We start from the raw sequence: 25,736 nt of genomic DNA on the forward strand, positions 1-25,736 counted from the left end.
GTCCTCCTCAGACGCGGCCCAGGGCAAAGCCCTTGGCGATGTAGTTGCGCACGAAATAGATGACGAGCGCGCCTGGAATGATGGTCAGCACCCCGGCTGCAGCCAGCACGCCCCAGTCCATGCCGGCCGCAGATACCGTGCGCGTCATGATCGCAGAGATCGGCTTTGCGGCTGTCGTCGTCAGCGTGCGGGCAAGCAAGAGCTCAACCCAGGAAAACATGAAGCAGAAGAAGGCGGCTACACCAACGCCACTGGCAATCAGCGGCATGAAGATCTTCACGAAAAAGCGCGGAAAGGAATAGCCGTCGATATAGGCCGTCTCGTCGATCTCCTTCGGCACGCCGGACATGAAGCCTTCGAGAATCCAGACGGCCAGCGGCACGTTGAACAGGCAATGCGCCAAGGCAACGGCGATATGCGTGTCGATCAGACCGAAGGCGGAATAGAGCTGGAAGAAGGGCAGCGCGAAGACGGCCGGCGGCGCCATGCGGTTGGTGAGCAACCAGAAGAACAGGTGCTTGTCGCCAAGGAAGCGATAGCGCGAAAAGGCGTAGGCCGCCGGCAGCGCCGCCAGCACGGAAATGACCGTGTTCATCGCCACGTAGATGATGGAATTGATATAGCCGTTATACCAGGACGGATCGGTGAAGATGACGGCATAGTTCCTGATCGTCGGGTTCTGCGGCCAGAGCGAGAAGGCTCCGGTAATCTCGGCATTCTCCTTGAAGCTCATATTGACCAGCCAGTAGATCGGCAGCAGCAGGAAGAGAATGTAGATCGAAGTGACGACCCAGGAGAGGTTTCCGGCGGGCTTGTATTTCATTGTCGAAACCATGGATCTCTCCTTTCTCAAGCGTCGGCATCGCTGCTGGTCATGACCGTGTAGAAGATCCATGACAGCAATAGGATGATCAGGAAGTAGATGATCGACATCGCCGCCGCAGGACCGAGGTCGAACTGGCCGACGGCCATCTTGACGAGGTCGATCGACAGGAAGGTCGTCGAATTGCCCGGCCCGCCGCCGGTGACGACGAAGGGCTCGGTGTAGATCATAAAGCTATCCATGAAGCGCAGCAGCACGGCGATCAAAAGCACGCGCTTCATCTTGGGCAGCTGGATGTAACGGAAGACGGACCAGCGCGAGGCGCCGTCAATCTTGGCGGCCTGATAATAGGCGTCAGGGATCGAGACGAGGCCGGCATAGCAGAGCAGCACGACGAGGCTCGTCCAGTGCCAGACGTCCATGACGATGATGGTGATCCAGGCGTCGAGCGGGTCGCGCACGTAGTTGTAGTCTAGCCCGATCGCTTCCAACGTATGGCCGAGCAGACCGATATCGACGCGGCCGAAGACCTGCCAGATGGTGCCGACGACATTCCACGGGATGAGCAGTGGCAGCGCCATCAGCACCAGGCAGACCGGAACGCCAATACCCTTCTTCGGCATGTTCAGCGCAATGAAGATGCCAAGCGGAATTTCGAGCGCCAGGATGATGACGGAGAAGGCCAGGTTACGCTGCAGGGCGTCCCAAAAGCGGTCGGAGGTCAGGGTCTGCACGAACCAGTCCGTGCCGGCCCAGAAGAATTCGTTGTTGCCGAACGTATCCTGCACCGAATAGTTGACGACCGTCATCAGCGGGATTGCCGCCGAGAAGGCGACGAGCACCAGGACCGGCAGAACCAGAAACCAGGCCTTGTTGTTCCAGGTCTTTTCCATGTGCCTTAAGCCTCCCTGCCGACACGCCAGGAATCGGCGTAGATGCTGATGGCCGCGGGATCGAAACTGATCCGCGCGTCCTGCGGGATTTCCGCGTCCTCGGTCATAACGATCGCCAGCGGCTGGCCGGCGAAACGGGCGCGGACGATCTTCTGCCGGCCGATATCCTCGACCTTGAGGATCGACACGGGCATGCCATCGCGACCCAGCCGGACGAATTCAGGGCGGATGCCGAGTTCCACCTTGGCCGCCCGTGACGTGTCGGGCGCGTAGTCGAGATCGATCGTTTCCTCACCGACGCGGACGCTGGAGCCAGCGACCTTGGCGGGCATGACATTCATGCCGGGCGAGCCGATGAAATAGCCGACGAACGTATGGCTCGGCCGTTCGAAAAGCTCGGCCGGCGTGCCGATCTGGACGATCTCGCCATCGTACATGACGACCACCTTGTCGGCGAAGGTCAGCGCCTCGGTCTGATCATGCGTGACATAGACCATGGTGAAGCCGAACTGCTTGTGCAATCGCTTCAATTGCGAGCGCAGCACCCATTTCATATGCGGATCGATGACCGTCAGCGGCTCATCGAACAGGATGGCATTGACATCGTTGCGCACGAGGCCGCGACCGAGCGAAATCTTCTGCTTCTGGTCGGCCGTCAGCCGCTGCGCCTTGCGCTTGGCCCAGCCGGTGAGGTCGATCATCTCGAGGATCTCGCGTACTCGCCGGTCGACTTCCGGCTCGGCGACGCCACGGTTGCGCAGCGGAAAGGCGAGATTGTCGTAGACCGTCATCGTGTCGTAGATGACCGGGAACTGGAAGACCTGAGCGATGTTGCGCGCCTGCGTCGAAAGATCGGTGACATCGCGGCCATCGAAGAGGATGCGCCCGTGCGAAGGCTGCAGCAGCCCGGAGATGATGTTGAGCAACGTGGTCTTGCCGCAACCGGACGGACCGAGCAGCGCATAGGCGCCGCCATCATTCCACTCGTGGTCGACTTCCTTCAGGGAATAATCTTTTTCAGTCCTCGGATTTGGTCCGTAGGCGTGGCGGATATGGTCGAGCGTGATACGTGCCATTAAGACCTCCTATGCCGCCTGATTGCCGGTTGCGATTGCCCGTCCGTGCGGCCCGAAGGCCATGAGATGGCGGGTGTCGAGGAAGACGGCGATCTCCGTATCCGGGTCGATATCGTGGATGCCATGCGCCAGCATCACCCAGCGCACACCGTTGAAATCGACATGCACGAAGCTTTCTGAGCCGGTGATTTCCGAAATCTGCGTGCGGGCGACAAGCTTTGGCGAGGCCGCGGTCTGGGCTTCGAGCGACAGGTGATGCGGATGAAAGGCGATCGTCACCGCGCCGTCGGGTGTGCCGGCCAGATGCGGTGGCACGACGATCTCGGCGCCACCGGCATGATGGAAACTGCCGCCGGCCTTCGTTACATCGATGAAGTTCAGCGGCGGATCGGCGAAGGTCTTGGCGGTGATGAGGTCCACAGGCCGACGATAGACGGCGATCGTGTTGCCGAACTGCGTGACGCGGCCTTCGCTGAGCGTTGCCGTATTGCCACCGAGCAGCAGAGCTTCTGAAGGTTCCGTCGTCGCATAGACGAAGATGGCGCCGGATTGAGCGAAAATACGCGGCAGCTCTTCGCGCAGCTCCTCGCGCAGCTTGTAGTCCAGGTTGGCGAGCGGCTCATCGAGCAGCACGAGGCTGGCATTCTTGACAAGTGCGCGGGCAAGCGCGGTGCGCTGCTGCTGACCGCCGGACAGATTGAGCGGCGTCCGGTCGAGATAGGGTGTCAACTTCAAAAGCTCGGCTGCCTTGCGCACCTCGGTGTCGATCGACTTGGCATCGCGCCCGGCAATGCGCATCGGCGAGGCGATGTTTTCGTAGACGCTGAGGGCGGGATAATTGATGAACTGCTGGTAGACCATGGCGACATTGCGCTTCTGCACCGGCATGCCGGTGACATCGGCCCCATCGAAATAGACCGACCCGCTGGTCGGTCGATCGAGACCGGCCATCAGCCGCATCAATGATGTCTTGCCGGAGAGCGTCGGTCCGAGCAGGACGTTCAGCGATCCCCGTTCAAATGTCAGATCCGTCGGGTGAATGTGATATTCACCGCCGACCATCTTTGCGGCATTGCGCAATTCAAGCATTCCGGTTCCCGTGCCTCCTCAAGACGGGACCACATGCCATCCTACCCGGCAAGCTGCGCGGGCAAGGCGGCGATGTACTCCTCCAATATGTGCATTTGTTGCGTCGTCATGTGCAGTCCGGCCTTCGTTCTCCGCCACAGCACATCCTCTGCGGAAACGGCCCATTCATTGTCGATCAGATAGCGAACTTCAGCCTCGTAGAGATCGGATCCGAACGATCTGCCGAGGTCTTCGATCTTCTGGGCCTTGCCGAGAAGTGTGGTGGCCTTAGTGCCATAGCGACGCACAAGCCGGCGGGCATGGCCTTCGCTCAAGAACGGATAGCGAGCCTTGAGCTTGCTGACTTCGCCCTCATAGCCCCGCACCGGAAAGTCACCGCCCGGCAGATGGCTGCCCGCCGTCCACGGTTTTCCCTTGATGCCGATCGCCTCGCCAATCTTCTCCAGCGCATGTTCCGACAGACGCCGGTAGGTGGTGAGCTTGCCGCCGAACACGTTGAGCAACGGCGCCTCGCCCTCCTTGCCCTCGACCTTCAAGACATAGTCGCGGGTGGCTTCCTGTGCTTTCGACGCTCCATCGTCGAAGAGTGGGCGAACCGCCGAATAGGTCCAGACGATATCTTCGGGTCTGACAGGCTCCTTGAAATATTCGGACGCCGCATTGCAGAGATAGAGCGTCTCCTCCTGCGAAATCTTCACATCCTTCGGATCGGCGGTGTAGTCGCGGTCCGTGGTGCCGATCAGCGTGAAGTCATTCTCATAGGGGATGGCGAAGATGATGCGGTTGTCGGGGTTCTGGAAGAAATAGGCGCGCGGGTCCTCGAACTTCTTCTTGACGATGATGTGACTGCCCTGGACGAGGCGTACGTGGCGGGCTGCGTTCTGGCCGAAGGCGGAACGGATGACATGGTCGACCCAGGGACCGGCGGCATTGACGAGCATGCGGGCCTGATGGCGCCCGCCTTCGCCGGTTATCGTATTGATCGTGTCGATGTTCCAGATGTCCTTGCCCTGTGCATCCTTCTCCTGCCGGGCCGAAACCACCTTGGTGCGCGGCATGATCAGCGCGCCCTTGTCGGCGGCATCGCGGGCATTGAGCACCACCATGCGGGCATCGTCGACCCATCCATCGGAATATTCGAAGGCCTTCGCAAAGATCGCCTTCAGCGGTTTTCCCGCTGGATCGGTGCGCATGTTCAAGACCGACGTCGACGGCAACAGCTTGCGGCCGCCGAGATGGTCATAGAGGAACAGGCCAAGCCGGATCATCCAGGCCGGCCTTATCCCGCCCTTGTGATAAGGCAGCACGAAGCGCAGCGGCCAGATGATATGCGGGGCCATCGCCCATAGGATCTCGCGCTCCATCAGCGACTCCCGCACCAGGCGGAACTCGTAATGTTCGAGATAGCGCAAGCCGCCATGGATGAGCTTGGTGGCACCCGACGAGGTGCCGGAGGCGAAATCATTCATCTCGGCAAGCGCAACCGTATAACCACGACCGACCGCATCGCGGGCGATGCCGCAGCCGTTGATCCCGCCCCCTATGACGAAAATATCGTGGACTCGGCCCATGTTCCCCCTCTGCGAGCCAGGAAAAGCACAACGGTTCTCCCGACCATTGCGAAAGTAAATATGATTAAACCGAAAATTTTCCGAATGTCAAACGAATGTTATTCGCCGCCAAAATCAGCGATTGGCTTTCGCAGTTTCGACGAGCACGACGCCGCTCTGCTGACAGATATTGCGGATGGAAGGTGAATCGCATTGGTCGGTGATGAAGGTGTGAACCTGCGAAATCTGCCCGATGCGGACGGGGGCCGTCCGTTCGAACTTGGTCGAATCCGCAACCAGGATGACGTGTCTGGCATTGGCGATGATGGCTTGCGCCACCTTCACCTCTCGGAAATCATAGTCGAGCAAAGCGCCGTCCGGATCGATCGCGGAGGCCCCGATCACGGCATAATCGACCTTGAACTGGCGGATGAAATCGACCGCAGCCTCGCCGACAATACCGCCATCGGACTGGCGCACGACGCCACCGGCAATGACGACCTCGATATTGTCGATCAACCGCAACCTGTTGGCCACATTGATGTTATTGGTGATCACCATCAATTCATGATGATCGGAAAGCGCCTCTCCGACAGCTTCCGTCGTCGTGCCGATATTGATGAAGAGCGAGCTGTTGTTGGGGATGAGATCGGCTGCCGCAACACCGATCGCCTGCTTTTCCGTCGCGGCGATCTGACGGCGTGCATCATAGCGGACATTCTCCGTCCCGCGCGGGAAAGTTGCGCCGCCGTGAATGCGCGTCAAAAGTTGCGCATCGCAAAGATCGTTGAGATCCTTGCGGATCGTCTGCGGCGTCACGGCAAACTGTGTTGCCAGATCGTCGACGAGGACCCGGCCCGACGACCTTGCAAGCGCGATGATCTTCTCCTGGCGATCCGACAGAAACATGCGCCCTCCTTCGTTTGGTTTTCATCTTTAGCGAAACTTCGGTTCGAGGCAAACCAATCGCGCGGATGCATGCGTTTCTTTACAATATTATCGGATGCCGAAATCCCTTTGGATATTGCAAATCTCGCCCCGTCTCTGCCTTGTTGCTTGCTTAACGTGGCGTGCGATTCGCGACGGGCGGAGTACGCATGAGGGATAAAAGGAGAGTTCGATGACAGACGCCAAGAGCGGCATTACGGGACTACGGCCGCAGATTACGGTGATTGGCGTCGGCGGTGGCGGCGGAAACGCGATCAACAACATGATCGCCGAGAAACTGGCGGGCGTTGATTTCATCGCCGCCAACACCGATGCCCAGGTCCTCGCGACCTCCAAGGCATCGCGCCGCATCCAGCTCGGTGCGCACGTGACGGAAGGCCTCGGCGCCGGTTCCCTGCCGGAAGTCGGCCAGGCCGCCGCCGAGGAATCGCTCGACGAGATCATGGATCACCTGAACGGCTCGCACATGTGTTTCGTCACCGCAGGCATGGGCGGCGGCACCGGCACGGGTGCTGCACCCGTCATCGCGCAAGCGGCCCGCGCGGCCGGCATCCTGACGGTCGGAGTCGTCACCAAGCCCTTCACCTTCGAAGGCAACCGGCGCATGAAGATGGCCGAAGCCGGCATCGAGGCCCTGCGCCGAGCTGCCGATACCGTCATCGTCATCCCCAATCAGAACCTCTTCCGCATCGCGGACGCGAAAACCACCTTCGCCGATGCCTTCATGACGGCTGACCGCGTGCTTTATTCCGGTGTCGGCTGCATTACTGATCTGATCGTCAAGGAAGGCTTGATCAATCTCGATTTCGCCGATGTGAAATCCGTCATGCGCGGCATGGGCCGGGCGATGATGGGCACGGGCGAGGCCAGTGGCGAGGCGCGCGCGATGAAGGCGGCGGAAGCCGCCATCGCCAACCCGCTGCTCGACGATATCTCGATGAGGGGCGCCAAGGGAGTGCTGATTTCGATTTCCGGCGGCTCGGACATGACGCTGTTCGAAGTCGACGAGGCGGCAAGCCGCATCCGGGACGAAGTGCAGGACGACGCCGAAATCGTCGTCGGTGCGATTTTCGATCGGGGCCTGGACGGTACGTTCCGGGTCTCCGTCGTCGCGACCGGCCTTGACGGCGTTGGCCAGGCCGCCTCCACCGTTGCGGATTTCGCTCCGGGACAGGGTCAGACCCGCACGCTGCAGTAAACCTGACGGGACCGCATGATGGCGCAAGGCCGATGGCCTTGCGCAAACCGCCCTTAGATGGCCATCCCGATCACCTCTCCGGCCGCCCTTAGTCCGCTCTCCCACGCCCCATGCGCGGTCGAGAAGTCGGATTGATGTGTCGCCTCGCCGGCAAAAAATAGCCGGTCGCCCACCGGGCGCGCCAGCACCGATCGCGCGCCGGCATGGCCCGGTAGCGCGTGGCTATAGGAGCCGCGCACCCAATCGGCATGGCACCAGGACGAGGCCGCCAAGGGCCGCAGGTGGCGGCGGATGTCGTTTCCCAGCAGCGACGACAGCTGGTCGAGCGCAAAGGTGAAGGCTTCCAGCAGACCCGCGCTTTCGATGACGAAGGCGCCCTTGCCGCCGAAGAAGCCTTCGATGACGGGGCGGCCGAGCGGGCGAATGTAATAGCTGCCGGTCTCGGCGTTCCTGGCATCGCCGAGCAGATGGGTTTCCGCTTCGAGGCCATGATTGCCGTGAAGCCCGATGAAGAGTTTGTCGGCAAGGCCGAGCGGCAATTGGCCGGCGGCATGCAGGTGATCGTCAACCTCAGGCTCGAAGGCGATGGTGCCGCGGGCAAGAACATTGGTCGAGACCGTCACGATCGCCGCACCTGCCGTGACCGGGCCGCGGTCGGTCTCCAGCCTGACGCCCTGACCGGTCAGCGCGATACGGCGCACCGGCGTCGACAGGCGAAGGGTTACATCAGGAACCGCCGCCCCGATCAGGCTTCCATAACCTTCGAGCACCCGCCAGTTGGCATCGGTTGCGGCATTGTCGTAGGCAAGGAAATCGGCCGCCGACAGCCTCTCCAGCGGGGCACCGTTCAGATAGCCGCTCAGTGATTGACAATAGGCGTTCCATTCGCCACCAGGCTCCAGCGCGTCCGATGCCCTGTCGCTTGCCGGCGGATTGGCCCGCAGCCGTTCTTCAAGGGCCTCCCAGGCGGAGGCAGCTGCTGCACGCTCATCAGGCGAAAAACCAAGATCGCGCCACTGGTTCTGCCACGCCGTCGGCCCGCGTTCGATCGTGAAACCGGCGTCACGGCCGAGCGCAACAAGGGGATTGCGTTCGGCCGAGTGCAGCCAGCCGCAGCCCATATCGAGCGACATGCCGGAAAGTTCGACTGTCCAGGCCCGACCGCCGACGCGGTTGCTGGCTTCGAGGATGACGACTGAGCGTCCGGCATCGGCGAGGCTTCGTGCCGCAGCAATGCCTGCTGCGCCGGCACCAATAACAGCCACATCGTAGTTGATCGTCACCGCTTCGCCCCGCGCTTCGTCATCACGTTGATAGGCTTAAGCTTTACATGGGAGCCGCACCCGCTTCAATGCGCCCGAAAGCCTGCTACTATGCCGACATGACCTTCTTTGAAACCCTCGTTGCCCTTTTGGCCGTCGCCATCCTGCTCCTGCAGATCACCCGGCGCATGCACTTGCCCTATCCCGGCATTCTGGCCGCCGCCGGCGTCGGCGTGGCGATGCTGCCGGGTGCGCCGACAATTCCAATCGATCCGCCGACGGCGCTTGCTTTGTTCATCGCTCCCGTCCTCGTCGATTCCGCCTATGACTTCCCGATCGGTGCTGCGCGGCGCATGCTGCTGCCGCTGATCTTCTATGCCGTCATTGCCGTTCTGGTGACGACAGGCGTGGTGGTGTCGATCAGCATGCTGACGGTCGGCCTGCCGATCGCAGTGGCCGTCACGCTCGGCGCGATAGTTGCGCCGCCCGATGCGGCGGCAGCCACCGCCGTGCTTTCGAATCTGCCGGTGGATCGGCGTGTGGATGCTCTGCTGAAGGGCGAAAGCCTGTTCAATGACGCAACAGCACTGTTGCTATTTGGGGCAGCACTCACGGTCCAGGCACGCGGCGGCCTCGACGGCGCGACAGCCCTTCAGATCGGCTTTGCCGCACCCGGCGGCATTCTCTTCGGCATCGTCTTCGGCTTCTTCGTCTCGCGGCTCCGGCCCTTTACTGAAAACACCGTCGGCGGCACGCTGCTGCAATTCGTCTATGCCTTCTCGACCTGGCTGATCGCCGAGCATCTGCATCTCTCGGCCGTGCTGGCAACGGTTTCGAGCGCCATGACGATCGCGATGCTGTCGACGGTCGATGATTCCCCACGCATGCGGGTGCATTCCTTCGCGGTGTGGACGACCGTCGTTTTCCTGCTGAACGTCGTCGCCTTCCTGCTCATGGGCCTGCAGGCCCGCAACATCCTGGAATCCATGTCCGCAAGCGAACTCGAGCGAGCGCTCGGCTTTGCAGCCATCGTTGTGGGCGGTGTGATCCTTACACGTCTGGCCATGGCCTTCCTGCTGCACGCATACGTCATCTCGCGCCACCGGCGCGGCAAGCTGCTGTCGCCTTTCAGGCATGGGGAGACCTTTCTCGTCGGCTGGTCCGGCATGCGCGGCCTCGTGACACTCGCCACCGCCTTTGCCCTGCCTGCCGATTTTCCTGAACGGAACCTGGTCGTTCTGACGGCCTTTTCCGTGGTGCTCGCAACTCTCGTCATCCAAGGGGCAACGCTTGCCCCGATGATCCACTTCCTGAAGCTCGGACGGCAGGCTGAGGTCCATGAGGAACTGGAGGCCGCAAGGCGCTCGCTTGCGGAAGCGGCGTTCCAGCGACTGGAAAAGGAGGATGGCGCCGAGGCCGAGGCGATCCGGACAATCTGCCGGGATCACTGGAATGGGCCGGCAGAAGCCGGCGAGACGTCGCCGCTCACGCGACGCCGCAAGCTCACGATCGCCGCCGTGATCGCCCAGCGACAACGTCTTGAGGAATTGCGCGACAAGGATAAGATCGGGGCGACGCAATATCTCGAACTGCAGGAGGATCTCGACTGGAAGCAGCTCTCGGTCGGCTCCGACGAGGATCGGCGCATTACCGAGAGCTAAGGGTAGCCTGCAGATAAGGGCGACCTCTGCAGTCGCCCCAATGTTGCGCGCTATCTCCGTCAATGTCCGCAGCAAACGCCGCTGGCCTTATCCCCCTGATCGGAAGTGGCCGAACCGTGATTGTCACGGCTGTGCTCGTTGCGGGCTGCGGGGATGTTCATGGCGATGTTGCTGTCGAAGAAACCGTTCGGCTTCAGGGTAAAGCCTGCATATTCCACCGGCATGATCGGAAAATCCTCCGGCTTGCAGACATGCGTATGCCCGAAGGAATGCCACAGCACGATATCGGCGTTTTCGATATTCCGGTTGTTTTCAACATATTTCGGCAGGCCGTCACCACCTGCATGCACGTTCGGATAGTCGCCGGATGCGTATTTTTCCTTCGCGTCGAAAGCCGTCACCCAGATGTGCTTCTTGGCAAAGCCGCCGCGCTGAGCAACCGTCGATCCCTCCTGGGCGAGCATAAGGGGACTTGGCATGACCACCATTTTGTAGCCGGGCGCATTTCCCACGGAATTCTGCTCGTTGGGATTCTGGACCTTCCAATACCTACCGGTCTCGCCATTGGCGACGGCGGGACTGTCGAGCTCCCGTTTCAGGATTTTCGTCTTCGTCTCGAAGACATTACCATAGGGATTGTCCTCGCCCCAGGGGCGTGGCTGGAACTCGTGTTCGCTGACGGTGTTTCCGCCGCCATCGATATCCATATGCAGGCGCGCATTGAAGAAATGCTGGTGGGTGGGACCGCCGAGATTGGCGTCGACCATTCCACCCCAGGCATATTTCTGACCGGGCGCCACAGCCGCGGTCTGGATAATGCCGGTCAGCTTTGCTTCGAGCTGGATGGTGCCGTCCTGGTAGAGATACCAGTAGAAGCCGTAGTCGTAATTGCCGACCGTCGCGAAGAAGGAAATCACCAGCCGGCGCGATCGCCGGACCTCGAAGATACCGTTTCTGAACTCGTAGTGCTTCCAGAGGATCCCAAAATCCTCCTCATGCATGCAAACGGCGTTCTTCATCATCACCGGCCGGCCGAAATCGTCGGCCGACGGAATATCGAAATAATGTATCTGGCCGAGGCAATCGCAGCCGAGCTCGAGACTGTTGGCAAGCCGCCCCAGCCCGTATTCTCCGGCGTCGAAAGCGCTCTTCCAATAATGGTTGGTCGTCGGATCGGCATAGGGCACGACCATCTCTGTCACGGAGGCGCGGAAGATCACGGGGCGAAGCTTGCCGCCATTTTTGATCCCGAGCTCGTGCAGGACGAGACCTTCGCGAGGCGTAAAGCCGACACGAAACGACCAGTCCTGCCATTGCACCGTCCAACCATCGACCGAAAAGCTCGGTCCCTGCGGCTGCACGATGTTGAGCGGCTTCACGTCCTGGCGGACATCGGGAAACGCCTCCTGTCCATAATTCCGCTTCTTCCTCGGCACAGGAATGATGGTCTCGTCGTCGACGAGATCGACCACCTGATTGCTGATCAGGTCAACCACGGCGACGACCCCTTCGATCGGATGGGCGTAGCCATTGTCGCGGATATTCTCGCGCCAATAGGAGACGGCGCGAACGATGCGGGCGCCCTTTTCGAACTTCCGACCAAAAAAACCCGAGGAAAACGGGTCGATCTGGACGAGCGGGATATCTTCTTCGGTGATGCCGCGCTTCTTGACGGCGGCAATCCAGCGGGGGTCCGATTTGACCGTCGCCTCGACCGTCTCGAACTCGCAGAGCATGACCGGCGGCTGCCCGTAAGGCGCTGATTCAAGCGGCAGCCTCTTGTGCTCGACGACCGATTTTTTTGACAGGTCGACGATCGATTCGTGGACCTCGCCGGAGCTCGAATCCAGCGACAGGACAAATGCTTGCCGGGGAAGCTGCTTTCCTTCACGGTATATGGCCATATCGGATTTGGTCGGCTCCTCCAGACGAATGATCGGAAAGCGGATCGATTGCGGCAGTTGCTTTTCGTCCTTCAGAATAGCGACTGCTTCCGAGATCTCAGTCAGGCTCAACGGGTCGAGCGGATAGGCTTGCGTTTCTACAACGGCGTCCATTGTCAGTCCTTCATATGCTTTTGGATGGTGGCAGTGCGCAACCGGATGCACACTGCAGGGCTCAGCCGTCAGCGGCCGGAGCAGATGTCCGTTTCTGGCGTGCGATCACCATGGATGCAGAAGACAGAGCAAAATGCGTGTGCTTCGGCCGCCATCAGGATTGTGGCTGTCGTCAACACCATCAAGGTGATCAGCGACATCCGGTCGACGAGGGTCAAAGGTTGAAGTCTCGTCATTCGAAGGCCTTCCCGAGCGAAGCATAGAGTTCCGGCTTCACGGTCCTGATCCGCACCGCAAAAGCGGCCCCGATCAGGCCGGTCAGCACCACCAGCAGCGGGAAGGATTTGACGATGACGCTTTCAGATCCCGACAGGAGCGGCAGGTTGATGATGACGAGAACGATCGCGCCGAGAATACCGGCGAGCGCTAGAATCGGCGCCACCGTCGTCGTCCACAGGCTGTAACGATGCGGCAATCCTCGGAAGAACAGGACGATGGCCACGCAGACGAGGGCCTGGACAGAAAGGATCCCGAGAACGGCCAGAGCAGACATCCATGAAAAGACGACCGTATAGGGATCGGCGCCTGATGCGATGAAGCAGACGAGCGCAACAGCTGCAATGGCGCTCTGTACCGTGCCTGCAACATGGGGTGAACCATGGACCGGATGAACCCTGCCCAAAGCTCTGACCACCAACCCTTCGCGTCCAAGCGCGTAGAAGTAGCGGTTGAGCGTGTTGTGGAAGGACAGGATGCAGGCAAAGAGGCTGGTGATCAGCAGGACATTCATCACCTGCGACGACCATTGTCCGAGGACGGCGTCGGAGGCGACGAAATAGAAGCTTTCCAAGCCGCTGCCGGCAGTCGCCTGCACCTTCGAAGGGCCATAGAACTGGACGATGGCCCAAGTCGACAGCGCGTAGAAGACGGTGATCAGCAAAACGGCGGCATAGGTTGCGCGCGGGATTGTTTTTTCCGGGTTCTCCGCCTCTTCTCCGAAGATCGCGGTGGCCTCGAAACCGATGAAGGAGCCGACGACAAAGACGAGTGCGACGCCAAGGCCTGGCGAAAACACTGTCGCCGGGCTGAAGGAGGAGAGGCTGAAACCTTCCGGCCCACCGCCGGTCAGCACGATACCGATATCGAGAAGCAGCAGGATTGCCACTTCAGCCAGCATGCAGATGCCGAGGATCGTGCCTGAAAAGGCAATGTTTCGCTGGCCGCAGAGATGGACGGCGATAAGCGCGGCAAAGGACCAAGCCCACCACGGAAGCGTCACGATCGATGCCACGGCGCCGCTCATGAAGACACCGAACAATCCATAGATGGCGATCTGTACCGACGAATAGGTCAGAAGCGCCATCAGCGCACCGGCGACACCGGCCGGCTTGCCGATGCCCCTCGTGATGTAGGTGTAGAAGGCACCCGTTCCGCCGACATGCCGGCTCATCGCCGTGAAGCCGACCGAAAAGACGAGATAGAGTATCCCAGCCAGGACGAAGGCGCCCGGTACACCGGATCCATTGCCGAATGCGAAAGCAGCAGGCGTTGCGCCGACAACGGCGGTGAGCGGCGCTGCCGCCGCCACGACGAAGAAGACGATATGGGCAAGGCCGACGGAGTTTTTCGAGAGGCGATCGGGAGGATTTCCCAAAATGGTGTGCGTTGTCATGAGAACCCCTGTTTTTGATTTTCGTCAACACGGTAGCGGCGACCGATTGGCCTCAAAATTGCAGTTCATGCCAATGAATCGATAGTTTGCGCCATCACAGGCGGCGGGGAACAAAAACATGTCATCTGCCCAGCGAACTGGCACGCCCGTGCAAGCATTTGCGTCAATTCGTGCGTCTGTCTTGCTGCCGCTCATCGAACAAATCGACCGAAAATCCGGCAAGGCAGATGTTTTACTCGCCCTTCATGGTCTTCTGCGCAGCCAGCTTGACGATCCCTATGCCATGATCCCGATCAACCGATATGTGGCAATCTTCGAAGATGCGGCATCGATCGTCGGAGATCCGGCGATCGGGGCATTGCTTGGAACCCTGTTCAAGCCGAGCGATATCGGGCCGATCGGCGTGCTGTTTTCGATATCGAGCACGATCCGTACCGGCTTCGAACGATTGGCGAAATATGTAAATACCGTCCAGGGCGGCACCAATTCCGGTGTCTTTCAGGAAGACGGCAATCTGGTCTGGAGCTACCGCCTCGACGATCCCAGGCTCTGGCCGAGGCGGCAAGACAGCGAGTTCACGCTGGCTGCATCCTGCCAGCTCGTGCGCGCCTGTTTCGCCCGCGGATGGAAACCCGTCGAAGTCCATTTCGAACATCGGGCACCTCGCAATCCGACCACTTTGCAACGGATTTTCCGAGCGCCGTTGAAATTCTGCGAGTCTGCCAATCGCATCGTGGTTTCAGGGCAAGACGCCCGCCGCGTCTACCGGCAGGAGCAGCCCGACTTGGCGGCGGTCCTGGAGCGCCATATCGCGGATCTGAGCGGCACGCTCATCCAGTCGGATTCGGCCGTCGATCATGTGCGATCATTGATCGGGATCTATCTGGGGCACAAACCCATCACGCTCGCCGGGCTTTCGCAGGAGCTCGGCCTTTCGCCGCGAACCTTGCAACGGCGGCTTTCCGAGCAGGGGACGTCGTTGCGGGATCTGATGCGGGAATATCGCCAAAGCATCCTTGCGCTGCAGAAGCAGAATGGCGCCGTCAGAATGAAAGAGCTTGCGCAAATCCTGGGCTACGCGGACGAAACCGTGCTATGGCGCGCCCGCAAACACTGGGAATGCACCCCGCAGGCGGCAAACGATGCTGCGGCGGATTCATAAGGCCAGCCGCAGCGATCGAGACAATTCTGCCCGGCGCTCTCAACGGATACTGAACGGGAAATATTTCGCGTTGATCGTGTCGTAGGTATCGTTAGCCTCGATCTCCTCGAGCGCGGCGTTGAGCTTGTCCAGCAACGCCGTGTCGGTCGGGCGCACGGCGATACCGGCTCCGTCACCGAAATATTCGGTGTTCTTGATATCCTCACCCTTGAACGCGCAGCAGCTGCCTGCCTTGGTGTTTGCGAGCCAGTCGTAGACCGCGAGCTTGTCTTCCAGGATGATATCGACCTTGCCGTCTGCAAGGCCCTTGTAAAGATCCGGAGAGGCGTGAAACACGGTCGTTGCGACACCGCCGTAGAATTTCTTGGCGTAGGACTCCTGGGAGGTCGCTGCCGTCACGCCGAGGCGCAGTTTCTTCAGATCATCGGGTGACGTCCCGGCAATCTCGTCGTTCTTGCGCGCGATGAAGACCGTCGGGCTGTCATAATATTTCTGAGTGAAGGCAACCTTTTGCCGCCGCTCGGCGCTCATCGACATCGACGAGATGATTGCGTCATACTTGTTGTCCAGCAGGTTCGGGATCATCGCCGTCCATTCCTGGATGACGAATTCGCACTTCAATTTCGCCGTCTCGCAAAGGGCGTTGGCGATATCCACGTCGAACCCCTGAAGCTGGTTATTGGAATCGACATAGTTGAACGGAGGAAATGCGCCCTCGACGGCTATGCGGATGCTGTCGTTTTCGGCAGCCCGGACAACAGCAGGCTCAACAATACCGGCCACAACAGCGGCCGCGCAAGCAAATGCGAAGAACTTCGAACGAAAGACAGATCCAAATCGCAACATATCAATCACCTTGAGGTAGAGTTCGACTGCCAACCTTGCATCGGCAAGCGTTGCGCGATGAACAGCCAATCACAAAACGATTAAAAAGCTCATCATTTTGGGGCGTTAAATTTGATGCTGCTTGAAAAGCTTTTTGTAAACAATCGAGGTCAGTATCAGGGCGCTCGGGGAGAAGACTGCGTGCCTGCTGATCCGTCTTTAAGAATAGTGCCTCACAGATCGACCAGGACGTCGTCCGGGTCGATATTGGTGTTGCTTGCGATCAGCGGCCTGGCAATTCTTGGGCTTGTGTTTTTGGCAGCTATCTGGGCTGGCAAGGAAAGCGACGCAGCCGCCCTCGATCGACAGCGGCAGCTGGTCAACAGCCGCCTCCTCGATCAGGTCCGGCGCGTGTCACAGGACATCCAGCTGATGGGGGCAGGTTATGCCTCGCTGCTGCTGGCGGATTCGGCAGCAGCGAGCGGCAAGAGCGAACGCGCGGGCGCGACATCGGCTGCGACATTCGGGAAGATCGCGACAACGGTATTCGGCTACAACGCGGCATTCCTCGTCACCCCGGCAGGCGAGCTTGCGCTGCAGTCCGATCCCGAAACAAAACGCCGCTTCAAATGGGTGCGGCCGCTGCTTCAGCCGATGATCCAGGATCTGGAAGCAAAGCAGCACGGTGCGCCGCAGGGGCCGAGTTCTGATCCGGAACCCAGCCGGGTGGAGCTGATGCGACTTGAGGGCCGCCCTTCGGTCGCCGGCGTCGTCTCGGTCACGGGTTCTTCGAAAGCCGATCCGCAGGACGGCAATGGCGGCAACAGGCTATACCTCGTCGCGTTCCGCTTCTTGGACGGTGTCACGCTCGATACGCTGAGCCGAGAACAGGGTTTGGCCGGGGCTCGCTATGCACGAACCGCGGATCAGGAGCAGAATGAAGTTGCCTTCCAAATCGAAGCGACGGCGACAGGCGAACCGATCGGCTTCATCATCTGGAGGCCGGATCTGCCGGGCTCACGTGTCATCGGCCGGCTTGTTCCCGTGCTCTCCGTGGCCGGCCTTGTCATCGCAGGCCTCTTCTTCGCTTTGATGGGCCGTTTGCGCGGCAGCCTTAGAGAACTCAGCGCCAGCGAGCATCATGCACGGCATCTCTCCCTGCATGATGTTTTGACGGGCCTGCCGAACCGGGCGCTGTTTGCAGCCCGTTTCGAGCAATGCCTCGCGGCCATGAAATCTCCCGGCAAGCGCTCCGTCCTTGCTCTCGTCGATCTCGACAAATTCAAGGACGTGAACGACATCCATGGGCATGCCGCCGGTGACGAGCTGCTGCGCTGCGCCGTCGACAGGATGAATGCCCTGATCGAGTCAAGGGATACGCTTGCAAGGCTTGGCGGCGATGAATTCGCCCTGCTTCTTCCCGATGCCAGGGACGGCAACGATAGCCACATCCTGCTCTGCAACGCCATTATCGAGGCCCTGAGCAAGCCGTTCCAGCTTCGCGGCGGTGACGTCGTCGTCCGCATCGGATGCTCGATCGGAATTGCTCCCTTTGATGACGCGGCTGAGGCAACCAGCGAGATTTTGCGGCGTGCAGACGTCGCGCTTTATGAAGCCAAGACCAACGGGCGCGGCCGCCTGATCGAATATGACCCCTTGCTCGATCACCGGGTCGAAGCACGGGAAAATCTCAAGAACGATCTTCGCCTGGTGCTGGAGGGTCCTACGCATCTCCCCGGCCGCGAGAAGAGTGCCTCGTCAGGTGATCCGGGCCATCTGGAGGTCTTCTTTCAGGGCGTGCATCGTGGCGACGCTCATGGCAGGCTCTCGGGTGCGGAAGCTCTCTTGCGGTGGCGCCATCCCACCCACGGCTTGTTGTCGCCGGACAAGTTCATTCCGATTGCCGAGGAGGCAGGCATGATCGACCAGCTCGGCCAGTGGGTGCTGCGAAATGCGGCAAAAGCTGCCGCAACCTGGCCGGCCGACATGTCGGTTGCCGTCAACGTCTCGCCCTCGCAGATCCGCCATCGCGACTTCGACCGGCACGTGCTGTCGATCCTGGCGCAAACCGGCCTGCCGCCATCGCGCCTCGAGCTGGAACTGACCGAAGCCGCGCTCTTCAATATCGACGAGACCGCGCAAGGCACGCTCGGCAGGCTTCGATCCCGGGGAATCCGGATCGCGCTCGACGATTTCGGCACCGGCTTCTCCTCGCTCAGTCACCTCATTCAGTTCAACATCGACCGGATCAAGATCGACCGGTCCTTCGTACGGCTGCTCGGAACACAGGCCGAAGGCGCCGCCATCGTTTCGGCGATCCTGGGCTTGAGCCGCACGCTCGGGAAAGCGACGACGGCGGAAGGCGTCGAGACAGAGGGGCAGAGAGATTTTCTCGTCGCGGCCGGCTGCAACGACTTGCAGGGTTTCCTGTTCTCCCGCCCGATGCCCCTCTCCGACTTCCTGTCGTCGATGCACGCGACGGAAGCGCCAAGCCAGGCCATCCGTTGACGGTCTGGCGCTACTGCCGCCTGCCGATCATCCAGACGAGATAGGGCGCACCAGCGAAGGCGGCGAAGAGCCCAAGCGGCAACTCATAAGGGAAGGTCGCGGTACGGGCGCCGAGATCGGCGATCACCATCAGCACCGAGCCGATGACAGCCGATGCGAGAATCCGGCTGCCTGGCTTTTCGAAGCCGGCACGGTGAGCAATATGCGGCGCCATCAGACCGATAAAGCTCAAGGGACCGACGAGGAGCGAGGCAGCAGCCGTGGCGATGCCCGCCATCAGCACCATCATTGTGCGGGCGCCGACCAAGGGCAGGCCGAGTGCCATCGCGGTCGGCGCACCGAGCGGCAGAATCACCTGCCAGCGCGTGAAAATCAGGCCGATTGCGAGGATGACGATGGTGAGGCCAGCAAGGAACGCGGCCGTTCCAGGGGTTGCTGCAGCCGCCGAGCCACCGAGCCAGGCAAGGATCTGCCAGGCACGCTGATCGCCGATGGCAAGAAGCGCGCTCAGGATAGCCGAGCTGAAAGCGCTGACGGAAATGCCTGCGAGCAATAGGCGTTCTGGCGGAAGATGCCGGCGGGCAGCAAAGAGGGCGACGACGATGAGCACAAAAACGGCACCGCCGCCGGCGCCGAGGAAGAGCGCGGGCGCGCCGGCACCTGCAGAGACGCTGAGGGCAACGGCATAACCAACGCCGGCACCGCCGCTGACGCCCAGCACCTCGGGACTTGCCATCGGGTTGCCGGTCAGGCGCTGCAGCATGGCACCTGCCATTGCCAGCAGGCCGCCGGCAGCAGCCGATGCCACCAGCCGCGGCCAGCGCGCGGGCAAGAGCTCCCAGAAGAGATCGCCGCTCAACAGCGTCCATCCGTCAGGCAGGCGGGCAACGCAAAGGGCCGCCCAGGCAAGCGGCGGCAGCAGGCAGAGGATAAGGACGAGCCGCGACAGCGGCGCGCGGGAAACGAGAACGCTGTCGGGCGGGTGCGGCGGCTCGACGGCGCGCACCTGCGGCAATAGCCAGAGCAAGAGCGGGCCACCAATCAACGCCGTCACCGAGCCCGTCGGAAAGGTTTCGCCGGCCGAAGAGGCGACGAGCTGGACGACGCCATCGCACAGCCAGAGCAATAGCCCGCCGGCGACAGGCGACAAAAGCAGAATGCTGCGCGTCGTGCGGATGCCGAGCAGGCGGACCATCGCCGGAGCGGCAAGTCCGACGAAGCTGACGAGGCCGACGGCAGCCGCGACACCGGCACTGAGCGCCACGGCAAGGCTTGCAACGGCGATGCGCGTGCCGGCGAGTGCCACGCCGAGCGAGCGAGCGCTGCTGTCGCCGAGCCCGAGCAGGGTCAGCGGACGCAGGAGCAGGAGGGTGACGGCAAGGCCGAGCAGCAGCTCCAGGCCGAGCGTTACCGTCGTCGACCAGTCCTGCTGACTGAGGGAGCCGCCATTCCAGGTCACCAGCGACATCAGATATTCGCCCTGCGAGAGCGTCATCGCCGCCGACAGCGCGCTGCAGGTAATGCCGACCAGCAGGCCTGAAACCGCCATAGTGATGGGCTCGAAGGCACGCCGCCAACCGAGCAGGAAGACGAGAGCCATCGCAGCGGCGGCTCCGGCAAGTGCCACGAAGGCGCGGTAGCCATCGAGCACTTCGGGAAAGAACAACGTGGCTGCGACGATCGCAAGCTGCGCGCCGGAGGAGACCCCGAGCGTCGAGGGATCGGCAATCGGGTTGCGAAGCAGCCTCTGCAACAAGGCGCCGGCAAGCCCGAGAGCTGCGCCCGCCAGAATCGCGACCGCCCCGCGCGGCAGGATGGCATAGGCGAAGATGATCTGCTGCGTCGTCATCTGCGCCGCATCGAAGGGCAAGGGCGGCCAGTCTGCAAAAGGCAGGTGACTGAGTGCCGCCCACAGGAAGAGGCCGGCAGCGGCGCAAAAGGCGAGAAATGCGGCGGGGCGTGCGGCTCTCATCACGGCCCTTCTCCCGACGACAGCATCGCCGCCTTGAAAAGCCGCGTGAAACGGGCGGCAGCAGCGATTCCGCCATAGGGATTGATGTTGCCAAGCATCAGCACACGCCCGTCCCGCACCGGCCGCAGCGATTGCCAGATCATGTTGTCCTTCAAGCCACTGCGGGCTTCAACGGGGATATCGGAGATGATGACGATGCGCGCCTCAGGCTCGGCGGCGAGGTTTTCGATCGGAACCGGCGCGGCGAAGGTGTAGCGGGAGCGGTCGGCCCAGGCGTTCGGCAGGCCGAGCCGGGACAGGATATCGCCGAACATGCTGTCGGCGCCGAAGACGCGGACATGCCGCGCATCGCCGATATTGACGAGATAGGTCGGGCGCGCGGCAAATCTCTGCAGGCTGACGCGTGCCGCCTCGACAAGGGCTGCCTGTCCAGCCACGACTTCGCGGCCGTGCTCTTGGCGGCCAAGCTCCTTTGCGAGCGCCGAGACGGCATCGATCGCCTTCTCATAGGGCGGCTCGCCTCTGTTATAGAAGGGCAGCGACAGCGTGGGCGCGATCGCCCGAAAGCTCGCCTCGAACCTGGCATAGAAGGGCGAAATCAGGATGAGGTCCGGGCGTAAGAGACGCAGGAGTTCGAGGTTCGGCGATCCGCGCAGGCCGAGATCGGCAACGCTCTCGTCCAACACCGGCTCGACCGCATCCTTGCGGAACTGCACGAGCTCGGTCGCAGCCACCGGCATGACACCCAGAGCCACCAGCGTTTCCAGCATGGCCCAGTCGATCGCCGCGATGCGCTTTGGCAGCGATTGGAGCGCTTGCGCAAAGGCTTTGCCGGGAATAGCGAAAGCCGCCAGCAGGGCCAACGCCTGCCGACGGCCGATCGGATGGGGGTCCCATCGGTTTCCTGTTCGAGTGTCTCTCACCATTGAAAGGTCAGCTTGCCCATCACCGTTCTGCCATCGCCATAGGTGCAGCCGAAGGAGCTGCAGCTTGCAACATAATCCTTGTCGGCGAGATTCTTGACGTTCAGCGAGGCGGTCACATTGTTCTTCTTGTAATGCACTGCTGCATCGAAGAGGGTCATGGCGTCAAGATCGAGCGTGTTCTTGGTATCGCCGTAGCGCTGGCCAACATAGCGCACGCCGCCGCCGAGGCCGAAACCTTCAAGCGTCGTATCCTCGGGGATAGTGTAATCAAGCCATAGACTTGCCGCATGTTCGGGCACGTTATCAGGGCGATTTCCGTTATCGCCACCGCCGACGATTTCCGCCTGTATGTAGGTGTAGGCGGCGCGCAGGTCGAGCCCGTCTGTGAGGCTGGTGACACCTTCCAGCTCAATGCCCCTGACGTCCACTTCACCGATCTGTGCAGTCGTCGTCCCGATCGTCGTCAAGACATTCTTCTGCTTCAAATCGTAGGCGGCAACAGTGAAAAAGCCGTTCCAGCCCTCAGGCTGGTATTTGACACCCACTTCCACCTGCTCGCCCGTTGTCGGCCGCAGGATACCGCTTGTTGCCGTTACCGGCACCGGTTCGAAGGAGGTGGCGTAGCTGATATAGGGGGCAATACCATTGTCGAAGACATAGGTGAGGCCGGCCCGGCCCGTCAGCTTGTGATCGTCCTGATCGACAGGCCGGGATATGCCGGTGAGCCGGTTGGTCGATGTACCCTCGGTGCTTGCCCAATCCTGGCGAAGGGCTGCCGTTGCGCGCCAATGCTCATAGGCAAGCTCGTCCTGCACATAGATGCCCACCTGCGTCATGGTGGAATCGACATGGGTGCTGAGCGTCGGCGCAATCAGATTGACCGAGCCGTAGACCGGATTGAAGGCATCGAGCGGCGTAGCGCGCCAGAACTGCGTGCCGACATTGTTGTCGTAATGGCGGTAGTCCAACCCGAACAGCATCTTGTGCCTGATATCGCCGGTATCGAATTCTGCCAGCAGGTTGTTGTCGACGTTGAACGTGTTGAGCGACTCGTCCTGGATGGTGGCGTTGCGGTTGATCGTCCGACCGCCGGTAAGGCCGATCGTCGACATGCCGAGCGCCTGATAGTTCCAGTCGAAATTCTGGTAGCGAAGATTCTGGCGGAGGGTCCAGGTATCGTTCAGGCGGTGTTCCAGTTCATAGCCGAGATTGGTCAGCGTCCGGTCCGACTTGTCAAAGCTCTTGTCGCCGACGAAGAAATCCCGCGACAGGCGGTTGGCGCCCGAACCATTGAGGGTGAGCTGTGGCGGCAGGCTGGACGGCGTGCTCGGATTGTCGTGCTGGATGCTGGTCAGGATCGTCAGCTTGGTGTCGTCATCCGGCTGCCAGGTGAGCGCCGGAGCAATGAGGTAGCGGTCATTGTCCAGCTCGTCGACCTGCGCCGAGGCCATCCTTGCCAGTCCCGTCAGGCGATAGGCGAAATCGGAATTGCCGGGAATAATATCACCGAAATCGAAATAGGTGCCATAGGTGTCGTAGCTGCCGGCCTGCACGCCGACTTCGCCGAAGCGCTCGAAGACCGGCCGTTTGCTGATGAGATTGATCATCCCGCCCGGATTGCCCTGGCCGTACATGACCGAAGCCGGGCCGCGCAGTACTTCGATACGTTCGAGCTGGTAGGGGTCGACGGCTGGGGCACCGGCCGTGCGCATCATGCGCAATCCGTTAAGAAACTGGGCCTGGCGGCTGTCGAAACCGCGTATACGCGGTGAATCGAAGCGCGGATCGGCGCCATAGGGTTCGCCGACGACGCCGGGTACATAGTCGAGCGCCTGGCCCACGGTCTCGGCATTCTGCGACTTCAGCTGATCAGCCGTTAAGACAGAGATCGACTGCTGGGTTTCGATGAGCGGCGTCCCGGTCTTGGTGGCGGTCGCACTCGTCCTGGCGACAAAACCCTTTACCGGCTCCGTCGGGTCCTCGTCCTTGGAACCGCTGATGACGATCGGGGCGAGCGTCGTCGGACCGGCCTCCTGTGCGAGCGCCGGCAAGAGCGGCGTCAGAAGCGCGCTTGCGAGTGCCGTGGTCGAAGCCCATTTGCGAGCGCGAAGAAAAACAGTCATGGGGATTCGTTATATGGCTTAAAACTGGATTGATCTAATCAAGTTATTTTCGGACGTCCAATAAGCGGGGCTCGAATTTTCCATAAGCGCGGATTATGAAACTCATCTGATGTCATAGATTTGAATTCTTCCAGGAGAGAGAGAATTGGCACTGAGCGATCCCGGCTTCGAACTCCGGCACCTGCGATACTTCGTGACCTTGGTCGAGGAGCGGAATTTCGAACGTGCCGCTGTCAGGCTCGGCATCGCCCAGCCGGGTCTCAGCCAGCAGATCAGAAGCCTCGAAAAGATTGTCGGCACACCGCTGCTCGACCGAAGCCGCCGCGGCGTGCAGCTTACGCATTCGGGCGAGACCCTGTTTCAGGAGGCAAGGAAAGTCCTGGCTCAGACGGATGCGACGGTCGCTGCCGTGAACCGCGCCGGGCGCGGCGAAAGCGGGCGCATCTCGATCGGCTATGTGGCATCGGCCGCCTATTCCGGTGCCGTCGTCGGCTCCATCAGGGATTTCAAGCGTGATTATCCCTATGTGGAGGTCGAGCTGCAGGAAATGGAACTGCGCCAGCAGTTGCAGCGCATCGCCGACGGTCTGCTCGATTTCGGCTATATCCGTGCGCCGGCGCCGATTCCACCCGGTGTTTCCGTACAGATCGTGCTGCGCGAGCCGCTGGTTGTTATGATCCCCGACGACCATGAATTCGCAGAGCGCCCAATCGATACGCTGGCTCGATTGACGCAGGAGACGTTCATCACCCCGCGCCAGCCGCCGGACGTCGGCTTTCATCGCAACACGCTACAGGCCTGCCGGGAGGCGGGCTTCGAACCTTCCGTCAAAGCCATCGCACAGGACTTCACGGAAATTGCTGCCCTCGTCGGCATCGGCACCGGCATCGCGCTGGTACCGCAATCGATGAGCCGGGTGGAACTGCCCGATATCCATTACCGACTAGTCGGCGACGTAGCGGCGACGTCTGATGTAGCGATCGCCTATCGCAAGGGCGAAGGTTCACCTGCCATCAAGGCTTTCATTGCCCAGAACCGGCAGAAGATCAGCTGGCCGGCATCAGGCGAGATGGTCAAAGCGCCGGTGTCTGGCGAATTATCGGACACGACCCTGTCCGCATTGCGCCGTTCGCCGCTAGTCGGGTCCGAACTTGATCTGTCGAGACCGCACGAGGGAGGACGCAAAGTCGATCTGTGACGCAGATCCATCATTGTATCAGATACTCGCTTGTCTTACGTGTCTTACATCCTGAAGGAGGCAAGCAATGTCGAATGCCAGCCAATCAGAATCTGTCACTCTCCGGGTGCCTTCCGACGTGATTGCAGAAATCGAAGCCATCGCAAAAGCAAGCGATCGATCCCGCAGCTACATCATCGTTCGCGCCCTGCGGACGTATCTCATGAACGAGGGGGCCGACATCCTCGCCGCGATCAAGGGCCGCGAGCAGATCGCGGCCGGAGAGTTCGAGAATATGGATGATGTGATCGCGGACATCGACAGGATCGTTGGCGGAAAAGCTGCGTGACTGCCGTACGGCTTTCCAAGGATGTCGCCAGCTATATCCGCCGCGAAGGCGAGTATCTGCGGAAGCTCAACCCTGCCGCAGCCCGAAAGTTTGCGCTCGCGATCAAGAACGCGAAGCGGACACTGTCCGAATTTCCTCAATCCGGGAACCGATGCACGGCGGCCTGCAGATTACCGGGAGCCTGACGCTCGTGGTCGGGGATTATCTGCTGGACTAGCTCTATGATGGCGATAGCATGGACGTGATCCTGATCCGCCATGGACGGATGCTTGCACCGACGCCGGATCTCGACGTCGATAGCGATCTCTGATTTCAACATACTTCGATCGATCCTTCGTGGCGTCCGGGTGCGGACCTGACCGCGCGTTCGATCCTCCATGACAATTGCACGACACAATTGGAACAAGCGTGGAAACGCCTGTTACCCGCCTGACATTGGCGGGCTCTAAAGAGGCGGCAAGAGCA

General features: G+C 60.9%; 22 protein-coding genes. 7 read left to right on the plus strand and 15 right to left on the minus strand.

All coding sequences use genetic code 11. The features are described 5' to 3' along the window. Window positions 1–7: 7 nt before the first annotated feature. The 6 genes from JNB85_RS03130 to JNB85_RS03155 form a co-directional block, all read right to left on the minus strand. A complete protein-coding gene (locus JNB85_RS03130; protein WP_220332923.1) occupies window positions 8–835 on the minus strand; it encodes a carbohydrate ABC transporter permease in 828 nt (275 codons plus the stop codon). A gap of 14 nt (window positions 836–849) precedes the next feature. Next, the gene (locus JNB85_RS03135; RefSeq protein WP_220332924.1) at window positions 850–1,716 is read right to left on the minus strand and encodes a carbohydrate ABC transporter permease; all 867 of its coding nucleotides are present in this window, start codon (window positions 1,714–1,716) and stop codon (window positions 850–852) included. A 5-nt stretch (window positions 1,717–1,721) separates the two neighbouring features. Further along, on the minus strand, window positions 1,722–2,792 hold the full coding sequence (locus JNB85_RS03140) for an ABC transporter ATP-binding protein (protein WP_220332925.1): 1,071 nt from the start codon (window positions 2,790–2,792) through the stop codon (window positions 1,722–1,724). 9 nt (window positions 2,793–2,801) lie between these two features. Then, window positions 2,802–3,881: an ABC transporter ATP-binding protein gene (locus tag JNB85_RS03145; protein ID WP_220332926.1), complete on the minus strand. Its 1,080-nt coding sequence runs from the start codon at window positions 3,879–3,881 to the stop codon at window positions 2,802–2,804. Window positions 3,882–3,922: 41 nt separating this feature from the next. After that, window positions 3,923–5,452 carry a glycerol-3-phosphate dehydrogenase gene (gene glpD, locus JNB85_RS03150; RefSeq protein WP_220332927.1) on the minus strand — a complete coding sequence of 510 codons (1,530 nt, stop codon included), beginning with the start codon at window positions 5,450–5,452 and terminating at the stop codon, window positions 3,923–3,925. Between the two features lie 114 nt (window positions 5,453–5,566). Beyond that, window positions 5,567–6,340 carry a DeoR/GlpR family DNA-binding transcription regulator gene (locus JNB85_RS03155; RefSeq protein WP_183827560.1) on the minus strand — a complete coding sequence of 258 codons (774 nt, stop codon included), beginning with the start codon at window positions 6,338–6,340 and terminating at the stop codon, window positions 5,567–5,569. Window positions 6,341–6,551: 211 nt separating this feature from the next. Between JNB85_RS03155 and ftsZ the strand changes: the two genes are divergently transcribed. After that, window positions 6,552–7,577 carry a cell division protein FtsZ gene (gene ftsZ, locus JNB85_RS03160; RefSeq protein ID WP_220332928.1) on the plus strand — a complete coding sequence of 342 codons (1,026 nt, stop codon included), beginning with the start codon at window positions 6,552–6,554 and terminating at the stop codon, window positions 7,575–7,577. A 53-nt stretch (window positions 7,578–7,630) separates the two neighbouring features. Here ftsZ and JNB85_RS03165 read toward each other — a convergent pair whose 3' ends face one another. Continuing rightward, window positions 7,631–8,854 (minus strand): flavin monoamine oxidase family protein, encoded by a 1,224-nt coding sequence (locus JNB85_RS03165; protein WP_220333100.1) that lies wholly within the window; start codon window positions 8,852–8,854, stop codon window positions 7,631–7,633. Between the two features lie 104 nt (window positions 8,855–8,958). Here JNB85_RS03165 and JNB85_RS03170 point away from each other — a divergent pair, with 104 nt between their 5' ends. Beyond that, the gene (locus JNB85_RS03170) at window positions 8,959–10,500 is read left to right on the plus strand and encodes a cation:proton antiporter (RefSeq protein ID WP_220333101.1); all 1,542 of its coding nucleotides are present in this window, start codon (window positions 8,959–8,961) and stop codon (window positions 10,498–10,500) included. Between the two features lie 59 nt (window positions 10,501–10,559). On the opposite strand, the gene JNB85_RS03175 is transcribed toward JNB85_RS03170, so the two are convergent. From JNB85_RS03175 to JNB85_RS03185, 3 genes are all read right to left on the minus strand, one after another. Continuing rightward, the gene (locus JNB85_RS03175) at window positions 10,560–12,557 is read right to left on the minus strand and encodes a primary-amine oxidase (RefSeq protein ID WP_220332929.1); all 1,998 of its coding nucleotides are present in this window, start codon (window positions 12,555–12,557) and stop codon (window positions 10,560–10,562) included. Window positions 12,558–12,625: 68 nt separating this feature from the next. Further along, entirely contained in the window at window positions 12,626–12,793 is a 168-nt protein-coding gene (locus JNB85_RS03180) for a hypothetical protein (RefSeq protein ID WP_220332930.1), read from the minus strand. Beyond that, on the minus strand, window positions 12,790–14,229 hold the full coding sequence (locus JNB85_RS03185; protein WP_220332931.1) for an APC family permease: 1,440 nt from the start codon (window positions 14,227–14,229) through the stop codon (window positions 12,790–12,792). The genes JNB85_RS03180 and JNB85_RS03185 overlap by 4 nt, the downstream gene beginning before the upstream one ends. Before the next feature lie 118 nt (window positions 14,230–14,347). Between JNB85_RS03185 and JNB85_RS03190 the strand changes: the two genes are divergently transcribed. Next, complete coding sequence (locus JNB85_RS03190; RefSeq protein ID WP_220332932.1) at window positions 14,348–15,391, plus strand: AraC family transcriptional regulator; 1,044 nt, start codon at window positions 14,348–14,350, stop codon at window positions 15,389–15,391. A 39-nt stretch (window positions 15,392–15,430) separates the two neighbouring features. Here the strand turns inward: JNB85_RS03190 and JNB85_RS03195 are convergent, their stop codons facing one another. Further along, window positions 15,431–16,237 carry a transporter substrate-binding domain-containing protein gene (locus JNB85_RS03195; RefSeq protein ID WP_220332933.1) on the minus strand — a complete coding sequence of 269 codons (807 nt, stop codon included), beginning with the start codon at window positions 16,235–16,237 and terminating at the stop codon, window positions 15,431–15,433. A 288-nt stretch (window positions 16,238–16,525) separates the two neighbouring features. Here JNB85_RS03195 and JNB85_RS03200 point away from each other — a divergent pair, with 288 nt between their 5' ends. After that, the gene (locus JNB85_RS03200; protein ID WP_338050306.1) at window positions 16,526–18,724 is read left to right on the plus strand and encodes a putative bifunctional diguanylate cyclase/phosphodiesterase; all 2,199 of its coding nucleotides are present in this window, start codon (window positions 16,526–16,528) and stop codon (window positions 18,722–18,724) included. A 10-nt stretch (window positions 18,725–18,734) separates the two neighbouring features. Here JNB85_RS03200 and fhuB read toward each other — a convergent pair whose 3' ends face one another. The 3 genes from fhuB to JNB85_RS03215 are packed head-to-tail and all read right to left on the minus strand — an operon-like array spanning window position 18,735 to window position 23,745. Further along, window positions 18,735–20,696, minus strand: coding sequence for a Fe(3+)-hydroxamate ABC transporter permease FhuB (gene fhuB / locus JNB85_RS03205; RefSeq protein WP_220333102.1), 1,962 nt, complete (start codon window positions 20,694–20,696; stop codon window positions 18,735–18,737). Next, entirely contained in the window at window positions 20,696–21,622 is a 927-nt protein-coding gene (locus tag JNB85_RS03210) for an iron-siderophore ABC transporter substrate-binding protein (RefSeq protein WP_220332935.1), read from the minus strand. The genes fhuB and JNB85_RS03210 overlap by 1 nt, the downstream gene beginning before the upstream one ends. Beyond that, on the minus strand, window positions 21,616–23,745 hold the full coding sequence (locus tag JNB85_RS03215; RefSeq protein ID WP_220332936.1) for a TonB-dependent siderophore receptor: 2,130 nt from the start codon (window positions 23,743–23,745) through the stop codon (window positions 21,616–21,618). The genes JNB85_RS03210 and JNB85_RS03215 overlap by 7 nt, the downstream gene beginning before the upstream one ends. A gap of 145 nt (window positions 23,746–23,890) precedes the next feature. On the opposite strand from JNB85_RS03215, the gene JNB85_RS03220 reads away from it, so the two are divergent. The 3 genes from JNB85_RS03220 to JNB85_RS31190 all read left to right on the plus strand — a co-directional run bounded on the left by JNB85_RS03220 (window position 23,891) and on the right by JNB85_RS31190 (window position 25,456). Further along, the gene (locus JNB85_RS03220; protein ID WP_338050299.1) at window positions 23,891–24,943 is read left to right on the plus strand and encodes a LysR substrate-binding domain-containing protein; all 1,053 of its coding nucleotides are present in this window, start codon (window positions 23,891–23,893) and stop codon (window positions 24,941–24,943) included. A 67-nt stretch (window positions 24,944–25,010) separates the two neighbouring features. Beyond that, window positions 25,011–25,271, plus strand: a complete 261-nt coding sequence (locus JNB85_RS03225; RefSeq protein WP_183726342.1) for a CopG family ribbon-helix-helix protein — start codon at window positions 25,011–25,013, stop codon at window positions 25,269–25,271. Further along, window positions 25,268–25,456 (plus strand): type II toxin-antitoxin system RelE/ParE family toxin, encoded by a 189-nt coding sequence (locus JNB85_RS31190; protein ID WP_220332937.1) that lies wholly within the window; start codon window positions 25,268–25,270, stop codon window positions 25,454–25,456. The genes JNB85_RS03225 and JNB85_RS31190 overlap by 4 nt, the downstream gene beginning before the upstream one ends. Here JNB85_RS31190 and JNB85_RS03235 read toward each other — a convergent pair. Next, window positions 25,408–25,590, minus strand: coding sequence for a hypothetical protein (locus JNB85_RS03235; RefSeq protein ID WP_220333111.1), 183 nt, complete (start codon window positions 25,588–25,590; stop codon window positions 25,408–25,410). The two genes, JNB85_RS31190 and JNB85_RS03235, sit on opposite strands and share 49 nt — an antisense overlap. Window positions 25,591–25,736: the final 146 nt, after the last annotated feature.

Source organism: Rhizobium mesosinicum (genome assembly GCF_019511345.1).
Lineage (GTDB): Bacteria > Pseudomonadota > Alphaproteobacteria > Rhizobiales > Rhizobiaceae > Rhizobium > Rhizobium mesosinicum.